The organism is Henriciella litoralis (assembly GCF_002088935.1).
Lineage (GTDB): Bacteria > Pseudomonadota > Alphaproteobacteria > Caulobacterales > Hyphomonadaceae > Henriciella > Henriciella litoralis.
Genome location: NZ_NCSS01000006.1, coordinates 1,059,478 through 1,073,370 on the forward strand (window position 1 = coordinate 1,059,478; position 13,893 = coordinate 1,073,370).

Annotated in this window: 11 protein-coding genes; 6 read left to right on the forward strand and 5 right to left on the reverse strand. The window is 56.4% G+C overall.

Going from position 1 to position 13,893, the window contains the following annotated elements:
• Positions 1–35 precede the first annotated feature (35 nt).
• Together B8783_RS08710 and B8783_RS08715 are read right to left on the reverse strand one after the other, a co-directional pair.
• A complete protein-coding gene (locus B8783_RS08710) occupies positions 36–1,301 on the reverse strand; it encodes an NAD(P)/FAD-dependent oxidoreductase (RefSeq protein WP_084422008.1) in 1,266 nt (421 codons plus the stop codon).
• Positions 1,302–1,350: 49 nt separating this feature from the next.
• Positions 1,351–2,658: a glutamine synthetase family protein gene (locus B8783_RS08715; protein WP_084419788.1), complete on the reverse strand. Its 1,308-nt coding sequence runs from the start codon at positions 2,656–2,658 to the stop codon at positions 1,351–1,353.
• A 334-nt stretch (positions 2,659–2,992) separates the two neighbouring features.
• On the opposite strand from B8783_RS08715, the gene B8783_RS08720 reads away from it, so the two are divergent.
• A complete protein-coding gene (locus B8783_RS08720; protein WP_084419789.1) occupies positions 2,993–4,447 on the forward strand; it encodes an NAD-dependent succinate-semialdehyde dehydrogenase in 1,455 nt (484 codons plus the stop codon).
• Entirely contained in the window at positions 4,444–5,748 is a 1,305-nt protein-coding gene (gabT, locus tag B8783_RS08725) for a 4-aminobutyrate--2-oxoglutarate transaminase (protein WP_084419790.1), read from the forward strand. Before B8783_RS08720 ends, gabT begins: the two co-directional genes overlap by 4 nt.
• 152 nt (positions 5,749–5,900) lie before the next feature.
• Here gabT and B8783_RS08730 read toward each other — a convergent pair whose 3' ends face one another.
• From B8783_RS08730 to B8783_RS08740, 3 genes are all read right to left on the reverse strand, one after another.
• Positions 5,901–7,406 carry a CoA-acylating methylmalonate-semialdehyde dehydrogenase gene (locus tag B8783_RS08730; RefSeq protein WP_084419791.1) on the reverse strand — a complete coding sequence of 502 codons (1,506 nt, stop codon included), beginning with the start codon at positions 7,404–7,406 and terminating at the stop codon, positions 5,901–5,903.
• Between the two features lie 33 nt (positions 7,407–7,439).
• Positions 7,440–8,786, reverse strand: a complete 1,347-nt coding sequence (locus B8783_RS08735; protein WP_233355723.1) for an aspartate aminotransferase family protein — start codon at positions 8,784–8,786, stop codon at positions 7,440–7,442.
• Positions 8,787–8,882: 96 nt separating this feature from the next.
• Complete coding sequence (locus B8783_RS08740; protein ID WP_084419792.1) at positions 8,883–9,818, reverse strand: LysR substrate-binding domain-containing protein; 936 nt, start codon at positions 9,816–9,818, stop codon at positions 8,883–8,885.
• Positions 9,819–10,092: 274 nt separating this feature from the next.
• Between B8783_RS08740 and B8783_RS08750 the strand changes: the two genes are divergently transcribed.
• The 4 genes from B8783_RS08750 to B8783_RS08765 all read left to right on the forward strand — a co-directional run bounded on the left by B8783_RS08750 (position 10,093) and on the right by B8783_RS08765 (position 13,884).
• On the forward strand, positions 10,093–10,812 hold the full coding sequence (locus B8783_RS08750) for a gamma-glutamyl-gamma-aminobutyrate hydrolase family protein (RefSeq protein WP_084419794.1): 720 nt from the start codon (positions 10,093–10,095) through the stop codon (positions 10,810–10,812).
• Between the two features lie 123 nt (positions 10,813–10,935).
• Positions 10,936–12,171, forward strand: a complete 1,236-nt coding sequence (locus tag B8783_RS08755) for an NAD(P)/FAD-dependent oxidoreductase (protein ID WP_169711750.1) — start codon at positions 10,936–10,938, stop codon at positions 12,169–12,171.
• A 13-nt stretch (positions 12,172–12,184) separates the two neighbouring features.
• Positions 12,185–13,045 carry an ABC transporter permease gene (locus tag B8783_RS08760; RefSeq protein WP_084419795.1) on the forward strand — a complete coding sequence of 287 codons (861 nt, stop codon included), beginning with the start codon at positions 12,185–12,187 and terminating at the stop codon, positions 13,043–13,045.
• On the forward strand, positions 13,042–13,884 hold the full coding sequence (locus tag B8783_RS08765) for an ABC transporter permease (protein WP_084419796.1): 843 nt from the start codon (positions 13,042–13,044) through the stop codon (positions 13,882–13,884). Before B8783_RS08760 ends, B8783_RS08765 begins: the two co-directional genes overlap by 4 nt.
• Positions 13,885–13,893: the final 9 nt, after the last annotated feature.

Below are 13,893 nucleotides of genomic sequence, written 5' to 3' on the forward strand. Positions count from 1 at the left end.
GAAAAATCTCCTGGAACGTCTGGGGATGGCGGCGGTCAGATGCCGAGCTTGTCACGCAGGGAATAGTACCAGCTGCCAAGCACAGTCGCCGGAACTCTGAACAATCTTCCGCCTATAAATGGCAGGTAAGGGAATGCAGCCAGTGTATCGAATTTCGCCGGATCACCGTCGACAGCTTCCGCCAGTCGCCGTCCCAGCATCTGCGTGGTCGTCACACCATGACCACTATCGCCATGAGAAAACAGAACATTATCGGAGAGGCGTCCAATCTGGGGAATGCGCGTCATCGTCAGGGCGAAATTTCCGCTCCACGCATAATCGATTTTCACATCCGCGAGTTGAGGGAAGGTTTTCAACATACCAGGCCGGATCCGACCGGTAATGCTTGCGATGTCACGCGCGCCGTAAACGGTACCGCCACCATACAGGAGACGGTTGTCTGCCGAGAGCCGGAAGTAGTCCAGAACGAAGCGAGAATCCTCGATACAATGCCGGGTAGGAAGAAGCTGCTGCGCCAACTCGCTACCGAGCGGTTCGGTGGCAATCACCTGACTGGAAACCGGCATTATCTGCTGGGTTAGCTTAGGCACAGCATTACCGAGATACGCGTTGCCACAGAGCAAGACATGGTCGGCTTGCACTTCACCGTCTTCTGTCTTCACAATCGGCTTCTGCCCTTGCGAGACGCCCGTTACTCTCGATGACTCAAAGATCCGGCCAGACATCGCTTCGAATGCGCGAGCTTCACCGAGAAGAAAATTCAGGGGATGAAAATGCCCTCCATAAGGGTCAACCATCCCCCCTACATACTGATCAGATCCGACATGGGCCCGTATTCCGTCGCGATCCACCATGTGGACACTGGTATGCCCATGGCGGTGCCACTCTTCAGTCTGCTCGCGAAGACTACGCATGTGACGTTCATTTAGCGCCGCAACGACGCCGCCTTCCGCGAAATCACATTCGATGCCAAACCTGTCGATGCGGTCGCGAATGATGGTCGCTCCTTCCAGAGCCATCTCACCACAATTGCGTTCGGCCTCTTCGCCATAATGGCGGCCGATATGCCCGAGGCTACGGCTGTATCCATTGACAAGTTGACCGCCATTGCGGCCGGACGCCCCGAAGCCAACCCGTTCAGCCTCTAGAACGATGACATTGAAGCCTTTTTCAGCGAGCTCCAGCGCTGCCGACATACCGGTAAAACCGGCGCCGACAATACAAACATCCGCCGTTTCCTTGCCGCTCAGCTTGGGTCTTTGAGGGGCTGGATGAGCGGAAGCCGCATAATAGGAAGCCATGCCGGCATAAGCCGGAGGACGGTTCTGGCTGACATCGTGTTGCAATTTTTTAGGCCTGAGAAAGATAGAGTTGATGTTCAACGTCGCTGACGCGGGAGAGGAGAAGGTCGAAGTCCTGCCATTTGCAGGCCGCGATCATATCTCGTGCGTTCTCGCCCAAGGCCCGCGCGACGAAGTCTGAAGTTTCGAATTTTGAAATGGCGGCGCGCCAATCGAGCGGCAGACGTCCGCCGGCTTCGCCTCCTTCTTGAGGATCTTGCGGGCCGCCCGGATCAACCTCTCGCTGAATCCCCTCAAGGACTCCAGCCAGGACAAGGGCCACGACGAGATAAGGATTGGCGTCGGCGCCCGCGACGCGATGTTCAATTCGGGCCGGTGAGCTGGGAATAGCTCGAACGGCTGCTGTTCGATCATCGATGCCCCAACATGCGCTACAGGGGGCATGACTATTACGGCGGAAACGTCGGTACGAATTTGCATGGGGCGCGAAAGCAAGCATGCTATCGGCCATGTTCGTAAGAAGCCCGCCGATTGCATGGCGCATCGGCGCATTTGGCGAGACGTCATCCTGCCCGAACACCGAGACCCCATCGGGGCCTAGCAAACCAATGTGCACATGCATGCCGCTGCCCGCGATGTCTCCAAAAGGCTTCGACATGAAGGTAGCGGTCAAGCCATGCTGGCGTGCAATTGCTTTAATGCATCTCTTGAAAAGTACAGCATCATCAGCCGCCTTGAGCGCGTTATCCGAATAGGAAATGTTGATCTCGAACTGACCGGGGGCGTTTTCCGATAGAATGGATTCAAGATCCAGATTCATCGTCTTACACGCCGACGCCACGTCGTTCAGAAACGCTTCCTGCTCCTGCAGCGCCACCAGAGACAGAAGGTCGCCGGCGCCGGGCATCGGAGAGACCTGCTGTTCGCCGCGCACGAGATAGAACTCTGTCTCGACAGCTACGGTCGGGCGCAAACCTGCCGCTTCGAAGCCTTTGAGCACACGGCCCAGCATGGCCCGAGGGTCTCCGTAAAACGGCTGACCATCAACCTCCATCGTCAACAGAACCTGGGCAGCCCTGTTTGCTGACCAAGAGACTGGAAACAAGGTGCTTTCAACCGGAACGCACGTGCCGTCTGGATCGCCGGTGCCGAAAGCAAGCCCCGCGCCCGCAACGTCCTTGCCTTCGATATCAAGCGCGAATGCGGAGCGCGGCAAAAGAAGCCCGGTTTCCGAGAGCTTCCGCGCCTTTGCCGGCGACATCCACTTACCTCGAGGGCATCCGTTCACATCAATCACAAAAGCTTCAAGCCGCTCAATAGGCTCAATTGCCTTCAGCCGACCCAGAAAATCCGACATACAACGCTCCAGTATTGTGATCACATAGTCATGAGCCGACCATGGTGTCAATCAATGACGCCCCAAAGAAGTACGCTACATGATCTGACATAAGGGGCCTCATGCTCAGCCTGGAGGGGTCACGGCAATAGAGAGCAAACCCACGAAAACCGTTATGGCTGCTTGTTTTATAAAAAGAACTAGGACCTGAGACATCGCACGACGACGCCGAATATTTGGCGCTCTGCCTGAAAAGCAGCGGGCGTAGTCCCTGTCGCAGGCCGCAGTCAAAAATGTCGCGGCAGAACTGAGGCATATCTTTTTAGCCTATTGTGATCACAATTCGACTGCACTAATGTGCCCGTGCCAACTCTTGGAGCACAATGTGAACACGACGCGATTCAGCCAACTCACAGATCCAGCCGGTCAGCTGTCTGTGACTAATCCCGCAACTCAATCTGTTATAGGTCGCGCAAGATCCTATGATGGCGAGGCCGTATCACAGGCGATCGACAAGGCCGAAAACGCGCGCACCGGCTGGGCAGCGAAGACCGCGAGAGAACGCGCTTCAATCCTGCTCAGCTGGCACAATCTGATACTTGAAAATGTCGAAGACCTCGCTGAGATCGTGACTGCCGAATGCGGCAAACCCCTGTCTGAAGCTCGCGGCGAAATCGCCTATGGAGCTTCTTTCATTCAGTGGTTTGCCGAGGAAGGTAAGCGCGCCTATGGCGAGACCATTCCAACGTTTGCGCCCGACAAGCGCGTCCTAACCATCCAGCAACCAATCGGCACCTGCGCGGCTATCACGCCCTGGAACTTTCCGGTTGCAATGATCACACGTAAAGTCGCACCCGCGCTAGCGGCCGGGTGCGCAATGCTTGTGAAGCCAGCCGAAGCAACCCCGCTTTCTGCCTTGGCACTTGAACAGCTCGCGCACGAGGCCGGCGTCCCTCATGACGTATTCCGCGTCATGCCAACGACCGATCCTGAAGCCATCGGAGACGTGTTCTGTAATCATCCGGCGATCCGGAAACTGTCCTTTACCGGATCAACCAATGTCGGCCAGATTTTGATGGCCAAAGCCGCCAAGAACGTGGTGAAGCTGAGCCTCGAACTGGGCGGGAACGCTCCTTTCATCGTGTTTGGCGACGCCGATATCGATGCCGCCGTCGAAGGCGCGATTGCTTCAAAGTTCCGAAATGCTGGCCAGACCTGCATTTGTGCGAACCGCATTCTTGTTCAGGACGCCGTCCATGACGAGTTCGTGGAGCGCCTGACGCAGCGTGTCAAGCAATTGAAAGTCGGCCCCGGCTCGACTGAGGGCGTACAAATCGGACCTCTGATCAATGCGAAGGGGATTCAGAAAGTAAGCGAGCTCGTTGATGATGCCGTTCAATCGGGAGCGATGATCGTCACGGGCGGGGAAATCGATGAAGCCGGCCCCCTATTCTATACGCCAACTGTGCTGACAGGCGTCGATGCCTCTATGGCCATTACCCAGACTGAAATCTTCGGGCCGGTTGCCCCCATCATTCGCTTCAAGGGCGAGGCAGACGCGATCCGCATGGCCAATGATACGCCATTCGGTCTGGCCGCTTATTTCTACACCCGGGATATCGGCCGGGTCTGGCGAGTGATGGAGGGGCTGGAATATGGAATGGTCGCCTCCAATGACGGCGCCCTATCGACCGAAATAGCCCCGTTTGGCGGCTGGAAGCACTCCGGCATCGGCCGCGAAGGGTCCCGGCATGGCCTCAATGAATATCTGGAAATCAAATATTGCCTCATGGGAGGGGTAAACAAATGACGACGAACAACGAATTGTGGGGTCGCCGCGAAGCCGCTGTACCGCGAGGCGTGGGGTCCATGCATCAGCGGTTCTTTGACCGGGCCGAAAATGCCGAAGTCTACGACGCTGAGGGCAACAGATACATCGACCTGGCGACCGGTATCGCTGTTTGCAACACCGGCCATGGACATCCGCGCATTCTGGCCGCTGTGAAGGCACAGCTGGACCGGTTCTCGCACTGCTCTTTTCAGGTCACACCTTATGAGAGCTACATTGAGCTCGCAGAAAGGTTGAATGCCATCGCGCCAATCAGCGGTGACACGAAGTCTATCTTCTTCACAACAGGCGCCGAGGCGCTTGAAAATGCGGTCAAAATAGCCCGCGCCTCGACGGGACGCCCCGGCGTCATCACGTTTCAGGGCGGCTATCACGGCAGAACGCTGCTGACGCTCGCGATGACCGGCAAAATTACACCCTACAAAAAAGGGTTTGGGCCGTTTCCCGGAAGTATCTTCCAAACACGTTTTCCGGTCCCTTATCACGGCTTTGATGAAGATCAGGCTATCGCAGGCCTTGAAGCCCTCTTTGCCTCATCCATCGCTCCGGAAGATACGGCGGCGATTGTTATTGAGCCCGTGCTTGGTGAAGGCGGCTTCTACGTTGCCTCCTATCGCTTCATGCAGGCCCTGAGAGAGATATGCGACCGCCATGGCATCTTGCTGATTGCAGATGAAGTTCAGGCCGGATTTGCGCGAACCGGTAAGATGTTCGCCATGGATTGGGTCAAGGAAGCCAATGGTGTGACCGCCGACCTCATCACCGTTGCGAAGGCAATGGCAGGAGGCTTTCCAATATCGGGCGTCCTTGGGAAGGCAGACCTGATGGACGCGCCGGCGCCCGGGGGTTTGGGAGGCACTTATGGGGGCTCTCCGCTCGGCTGCGTTGCCGGCCTGGAAGTTCTCGACATTATTGCAGATGAAAATCTATGCGAACGCGCCGAAATGATCGGCGGAAAGCTCAAGGGCCGCATGCGCGCGCTCCGCGACAACGGATTGAGCTTCATTGGGGATGTTCGTGGACCGGGCGCCATGGTCGCCGTGGAGATCGTCAAGAATTCTGATCCAGCGCAACCCGATCCTGAGATGACAAAGCGCATTGTCTCAGCTGGGGCAGATCAAGGCCTGCTCATGCTGTCCTGCGGAATTCGCGGAAACGTTGTCCGGTTTCTGCCCGCCCTGACAATGCCGGATGCCGTCCTTGCAGAAGCGCTCGATAAAATCGAAGCGACCATGCTTCAGGTGAATAGCGCGCAAAAATAAGTCGTGAAGTAAGGCCGCATTCGGCCAAGCTTAGCGGATAACGCGTCGGGAAATTTTAAGCCGATCAATAAAAAAAACGGCCCTGTCTCTTATGAGATGGGGCCGTTTTTTTATTTAGGAGGTCGGTCTTCTAGCTAGCGCTCTATCAAGCCCTAGCTCATGGTCGGAATGACGAAGGAGCCACCGCTTGAGCGACCGGCAGTCGGCCAACGCTGGGTCACAACTTTGGTGCGCGTGTAGAACCTGATTCCATCCATGCCGTACTGATTGTGGTCGCCAAAGGCAGATCGCTTCCATCCACCGAAGCTGTGGTAGCTTACCGGAACCGGAATGGGCACATTCACACCGACCATCCCAACTTCAACCGAATCCGTAAATTGCCGGGCCGCACCACCATCTCGCGTAAATATCGAGACTCCATTGCCATACTGGTGACAGGTCGCGAGGCTGATCGCCTCCTCGAGGGAGTCGGCTCGAACGATCTGCAACACCGGGCCGAAGATTTCATCCTGATAGGATTTCATATCGGGGCGGACCTGATCGAGCAGCGTTGGCCCGAGGAAGAAACCGTTATCATGACCTTGCAGCGCCAGGCCACGACCATCGACCACCAATTCTGCGCCTTCTGAAACGGCAAGGTCGATATAGCTTTCGATCCGGCTGCGATGTGCGGCCGTTATGACGGGGCCAAAGTCAGCCTCGGGATCGGATGAAACTCCAACCCGGAGCTTCGGAATCTCTGCCACAAGGCGGTCGCGGAGCTCATCTGCCGTCCGTTCACCCACAGGCACCACGACGGGAAGCGCCATGCATCGTTCACCAGCGCTGCCATAAGCAGCGCCGAGAATGTCCTGGACAGCCTGATCCATGTCTGCATCCGGCATGACAATGCCGTGGTTCTTTGCCCCGCCCATCGCCTGAACGCGTTTGCCAAGTGCGGCGCCGCGGGCATAGACAGCTTGAGCGATGTCCGAGGAGCCAACGAAGCTGACAGCTTTTACGTCAGCGTGGTCTATCAGAGCTTCCACGGTTGTCCGGTCGCCGTTCAAGACCTGGAGAATGCCGTCTGGCAAACCTGCCTCGCTGAGCAATTGCGCAAGGCGCAGGGGCACGGAGGGCGTGCGCTCAGACGGTTTTAGAATAAACGCATTTCCGGTGGCAATGGCAGGCGCGAGCATCCAGAGCGGGATCATCGCCGGAAAATTGAAGGGCGTAATGCCAACCGTTACGCCAAGCGGCGCGCGAATTGAGAAAACATCGATGCCAGGCCCTGCGCCCTGGGTGGACTCTCCCTTCAACAGCTGGGGAACCCCGCAACAGAACTCAACAACATCAAGTCCCCGCTGCACATCACCGCGCGCGTCAGCGACGGTTTTGCCATGCTCAGACGACAAAAGCGCAGCAAGGGAATCCATTTCCTCTTCAATCAACGCCTTGAACCGATACATCACTCTTGCCCGACGTTGGGGGTTGAGAGCTGCCCAATCTGGCTGAGCCGCCTTAGCCGCCGCCACAGCGGAGTCGACATCCGAGGCCGTCGCCAGACGAACCTGTTTCGCAATATCGCCTGTGCATGGATTAAATACGTCTGCGAACCGGTTCTTGTCGGTGGTCGCATCGGAGATCGAGCCGTTCAAAAAATGATCGACAACAGCCATAGGAGTACCCTGTATCAAGAAAAGTTTTGTAGATTATGCGAGTTGGCGCAGCACACGCCCCAGCTGCGAGAACATGCTCTCTATTTGCTCAGCGCTGATCATCAGCGGTGGAGACAGGGCAATAATGTCGCCCGTCACGCGGATCAGAAGTCCTTCGTCAAAGGCTTTGTGGAACGCTTCCATGCCGCGCTCGCCGACGCGGCCTTCGCGCGGTGCCAATTCGATACCGACGATCAGGCCCAGATTGCGAATGTCGATGACATTGGGACAATCTGCCAGCTGGTGAGCCGCCTCTTCCCACACTCCAGACAGGTTGCGAGCATTTTCGAACAGACCTTCTTCGCGATAGACTTCAAGCGTCGCGAGACCGGCCGCGCAAGCCAATGGATGGCCTGAATAAGTGTAGCCGTGGAAGAACTCGATACCCGCTGGCGAGTTTTCTACGACGGTCTCATAGACGTCGCGGCTTGCCGCTACCGCCCCCATCGGCACTGCGCCGTTGGTAAGCCCTTTCGCCATTGTCAAAATGTCCGGAGTGACCCCGAAATAGTCTGAGCCCGTGGGGGCACCGAGGCGGCCGAAAGCTGTGATAACCTCGTCAAAGATAAGCAGGATGCCATACTTGCTTGTGATGCTGCGAAGTCTTTCGAGGTAACCTTTCGGCGGGATCAATACGCCGGTGGAGCCGGCAACTGGCTCGACCATGACCGCAGCAATCGTCTCTGGGCCATGCAGGGCGATTATGTCTTCCAGCTGATCTGCCAGATCGAAGTTTTCAGGCTGGAGTCCGCGCTGGAAGCGGGCAGCTTTTCCGTGTGTGTGGGGCAAATGATCCACGCCCCATACCTGGGCTGAATGACGTCGCCGATTGCCACCGATCCCGCCGACGGACATGCCGCCAAAGTTGGTCCCGTGATACCCTCGCTCGCGACCAATAAGCCTGTAGCGCGCATGATCACCTTTAGCGTGATGGTAAGCGAGCGCCATTTTCAGGGCTGTATCGGCGCTTTCCGACCCGGACCCTGTAAAGAAAATACGGTCCAGACCGGCCGGCATCAGCTCGGCCAATTCCTTGGCAAAGCGAAAAGCGAGCGGGTGACCAAGCTGAAACGTCGACCCGTAATCGAGAACGCCCGCCTGATAACGGATCGCTTCCGTTATTTTCTTGCGCCCGTGTCCAGCATTCACGCACCACAGGCCCGCAGTGCCATCGAGAAGCCTTCGGCCCTTCGCGTCCGTGTAGTGCATGTCGCTCGCTGAAACGACAAGTCTGGGGTCCTTCTTGAACGCCCGATTGTTGGTAAACGGCATCCAGAAGTTCTCGAGATCTTGACCTTCGAGATCTATGGTCGGCGCAAGGTTAGTCAGGTGGAAATTCATTTGTCGCTTCCGTCAGGCTTCGATCCTACCGTCAGCTTTGTCTGACAGTCGAAGCCCCCGCGGCAAAGGCGCGATCAAAACACCTGGTGGTGCGTTTTAGTCTCCACCAGCCTGGGCACATTTGAGCAGGAACTGCCGAAGCAAACGCAGAGCCGGGTCGTTCCACCGATCTTCCCGGCAAACAAAGCAGTATCTGCCAACGGGCGCATTTACAGCATTGTCGATCTGCAGCTCGACGAGCCTTCCCTCGATGAGGTCTTTTCCAACCAGATAGGAATTTGTCAGAGCGACCCCTCGCCCTTGCTTCGCGCCCGCAATCGCAAGGTGTGCATGCCAGAGGATCACACCGCCTGACGGCGCGCCGGCCGCCACGCCATTTGATTTCAGCCAGGCGCTCCATTGCTGCCGATCTTCTTCATGTAGGAGCGGCGCAGCGCACAGGTCTTCGAGCGTCCTGACCGGCCCGGTTTTGTCGAGGAATTGCGGGCTAGCCACGGCAATCAGCGGAGGACGTGCAAGTTCAACAGATTTCTTCCCGGGCCCGTCAGGTCCTGTTCCCCAGCTATCGCCATAGTATCTGATGTCGGCATCTGCTTCGTGCCTGGCAAGATCGGCAACTCGGTCCGTCGGGCGCAGTTCGACCAAAAAGCCGGGAGCGGTTCTCTCAAATTCAGCAAAACGGGCCGATAGCCACTGGGCCGCAAATCCTGGCACGGCCCAGATCTGAAGATCGCGCGGCTCTTTCTCAGAAAGAATCTCGGACGTGGCCGTTTCAATCGCCCGCAATGCTTTCGCGATGGCGGCGTGATACTCGGCCCCGGCTTGGGTCAAAACAAGTCCGTCAGGTCTGCGATCAAACAGAGAAATTTCCAGGTAATTCTCCAGCGCGAGCAATCGCCGACTGACGACCGTGTGATCAACATTGAGAAGCCGGGCCGCCTTTCGAATACCGCCAACCTGGCTGACCAGGTCAAAAGCCTGCAGTGAGCTCAGCGAAGGCAGCGGTTTTCGAGGGGAAAAAGCGATTGTCATCTTGCTAAAACACGGCGCACTTTTGGCGGCCGAAGGTTGGCACTCCCATTCGCACTACCGCCTCATGCGGAGTGTCACGACAATACCAGAAACTAAGCTCTGCCATACGGCCTTTACCACCTCGGCTCCCAGCGAGCGTGCCCTGTCCATCTTACTAGCGCAAGCTAATGAGGCTGAACACGCAAAGGTCGTGTCCGAGCAAATTGCATTTGCACCAATGGAGCTTTGATGCAAAATGAGATCACGTTTTTGAGCAAAAATTGGACAAACTGATATGAACCATGCTCGATCCTTGATCGGAGTATCCTGCTGTCGGCGCCTGGACTCAGCTGAGCCGGTGCACGGCGTTGTTGAAAGATACGTCTTGGCCGCCAGCGAAGGCTGCAACGCAGACACTGTGCTCGTGCCCGCGCTCGCAACAGACAGCGGACTGGCCATGCATCTCGACGGATTGATCCTCACCGGAAGCCCCTCAAACCTTCATCCAGAACGGTCCGGAATCATCAATGGCGAGGGGCCCTTCGATCCGCACAGGGACGCAACAAACCTGCAATTGGCGCGCGACATGCTGGATGCCGGCAAGCCAGTGTTCGGTATCTGCCGGGGGCTACAAGAGCTGAACGTGCTGTTTGGCGGCACCATCAAGACCGTCAGTGCGGCAGCTCACCATTCGAAGGAAAGCTCGCCTGTTGAGAAAATGTTCGCACACGAACACCCAATAGCCATTGAGCCGGAGGGGGTACTCTCCAAGCTGTTTGGCGCAAATGACATCACAGTGAACAGCGTCCATTTTCAGGGGATTGACCGTCTCGGCAACGGCCTCACCGTTGAGGCCACAGCGCCAGATGGACAGATCGAGGCCTTCTCCGACGGAACCGGCGGATTGGTTCTCGCCGTTCAATGGCACCCCGAATGGGATGCGCGGACAAACAAGGATTCCAGCGCTCTATTTTCGCATTTCGCGCAAATGATCAAAGCAAGTCAGCGCAGTTGACATGCGCGAACATTGCTGAAATGTGATCACATGATGTCGGCATTTGGGTTCACAAAATCGCAAGAGCATGGTCGGAACGGTCTGGAGCACGCACCGTCGTACTACCGTGCCACTTGCGAGCCTATGTCCGAGCCTCCCGAGCTGACTGAGCATGTCGAATGCGACACGGTCATTGTCGGCGGAGGCTTTTGCGGCCTCTCCGCGGCCCTCGCGCTTGCGGAACATGGAAGTGACGTCCGTTTGCTTGAAGCCGGGCCATTGGGATATGGCGCATCCGGACGCAATGGCGGTCAGGTCCATGTTGGCATGCGTCAAGACCAACACTGGCTAGAGTCCCATCTGGGATCGACCAAAGCCCACGAATTCTGGCGTATGGGCCAGGACGCCAGAAATAATCTGGATCGTCTTATTACGGACTATGGCATCGAATGCGATTTTTGCGATGGCCAGATCTATGCCGATCACAAACCCGGTTATGTCTCCCATAGCCATGCTGCAGCGCGCCATCTTCAGGAAGAATATGACTACCAGGAAGTCGAGCTCCTAGACCGGGATGAGCTGCGAAGCATGGTGGCGAGCGACGTCTATTATGGCGGCGTTTTTGACCGACGCGGCGGAAACCTTCATCCTCTGAAGCTCGCTCGCGGCATAGCCATGGCCGCTGAGAAAGCCGGAGCTACCCTGCATTCGAACTCACACGTCGATGCGATTGAGCGCTCGCAGGGTGGCTGGCATGTCATGACACGCAACGGAAGCGTGAAAGCCAGAACCGTTATCGTCGCCACAGGCGGTTATAGCAGAAAGTTGAACCACAAGCTTGATGCGCACGTCATGCCGATCAACAACTTTCTGGCAACAACAGAGCCACTGGATCCGGAACTCGCGGACAGCCTGATCAAGGGGAACCGCTCGGTTTCAGACTCCCGGTTTGTGGTCTATTATTATCGCATCACAAAAGACAATCGTCTCCTGTTCGGCGGAGGAGAAAAGTACACATATGGCTTTCCTGCCGATATCGGGAGCTTTGTTCGTCCTCATATTGCGAAAGTATTTCCGCAACTTGCAGACACACCGATCGACTACGCCTGGGGCGGCACACTCGGCATTACGACCCGGCGCATGCCCTACCTGGCAGAACCGCAAGATGGCCTTTTTCTCGTCGGCGGCTTTTCGGGCCAAGGCGTCATCATGGCACCCTATGTCGGACGCGCCGTTGCCAATCATATTGCAGCAGGCGATAGCGAAGCTTTCCGCCTTCTGTCATCGCTGCCACAACTCGCATTCCCGGGCGGTCCCATTCTACGCTGGCCCACGATGGCTGCCGCCATGGCATTCTTCGCCCTTCGTGACAGGCTCTGAGGACTATTGATCCATGTCGATCCGTTGGAAGAAACAACCTTCATCATTTCTGGCAAGCTTTCTGCCACCAGTCCTGTGGCTGGCCATTTTCTTCATCGTACCGATGGCCATCATTTGGCTTTACAGTTTTGGTGAGTCCACGAGCCTTACGGAAATCTCGCTAACGGGCACTTTCGCGAACTATGCGAAGGTCTTCGATTCACTGTATATTGGGATTCTGGTGAAGTCGGTCTTCATTGCCGGGCTGACAACTGTTCTCTGTCTGGTTTTCGGCTTTCCCATCGCGTGGCTGATGACTTTTGTCGGTCCGCGCACGCAAGGCTTGTTGCTTCTAGCAGTTATGCTGCCCTTCTGGACAAATCTGTTGATCCGGACATATGCGCTGATCGCCGTCTTGCGGACTGAAGGCTACGTCAACACCATGGCTAGTTGGTTCGGCCTCGGCCCCTATCCTCTACTGTATAACAATTTCGCGGTGCTCGTCGGGTTGGTTTATGTCCACCTGCCCTTCGCCGTCCTACCACTATATTCTGCGCTCGACAGACTTGATCGATCATCGCTGGAGGCCAGTCTGGACCTCGGCGCCGGTCACCTTCGCACCGTGTTCTACATCGCCATACCGGCATGTTGGGCAGGCATCTTTTCCGCGGCATTCATCACATTCATCCCTGCGCTTGGGTCGTTCCTCACGCCAGAACTTCTTGGTGGTCCTAGCGGCCAGATGATTGCGAGCGTTATCGAGCGGCAATTCAAGCGAGCGAATGATTGGCCATTTGGCGCCGCCCTCTCTTTTCTTCTCGTTTATCTGACAATCGCGATCGTTCTGTGCCGCAACTATTTTGAGCGCAAAAAAGCTCAGGGAGGAGAGGCATGAGCGCCAAAAAGAACCGAGCGCCCCTCGCTTACGGTCGAAGCAAGCGTCTGTGGGTATGGACCGGTCTCGTCTTTCTGTTTTTGTATCTGCCGCTGCTCAGCGTCATGCTGTTCAGTTTTAATGACAGCCGAAGAACGATCGTCTGGCAGGGTTTCACGTTTCGCTGGTATGAAAAGCTCGCCGGCAATGGAGAACTTCTTCAGGCGTTCGGCAATTCCTTGTTTATCGCAATCGTCTGCACGATCCTGAGTTTGATACTGGGATCGCTATCAGCCTTCGCGCTCTGGCGGTTCAAGTTTGGGCTGAAATCAGCTTTCGATAGCGCCATGACGGTGCCGATGGTGGTGCCCGAAATCTGCATGGGTGTCGCGATGATGGTTTTCTTCACGCGCATCGTGCCGTGGCCGGTAGGTTTGAGCTGGCCGTTTAATCTCGGCGCCATCATTATTTCGCACACCACCTTCGCTTTTCCGTTCGTCGCAATGGTCGTCAGAGCGCGGCTGAATTCCTTTAATATGGAATTTGAAGAAGCCGCGCGTGTGCTTGGGGCGGGTCCTTTCGACGTCATCAAGGATATTACGATCCCTCATGTTCGGCCGGCCTTGATTGCGGGCGGGCTACTCGCCTTTACGCTAAGTCTTGATGACTTCGTGATCACTTTCTTCACTGCGGGACCAGACACACTCACCTTCCCGGTGAAGGTCTATTCGATGTTGCGCTTCTCCGTGACGCCCGAAGTGAATGCCGCATCGACACTGCTGATCGTAATTACTGCTTTGGTCACCGTTCTGGCGATGCGGTTTACGGGCAAAAGCGGCGTAACCGCCGGCAAGGAATAGGAAACAAAA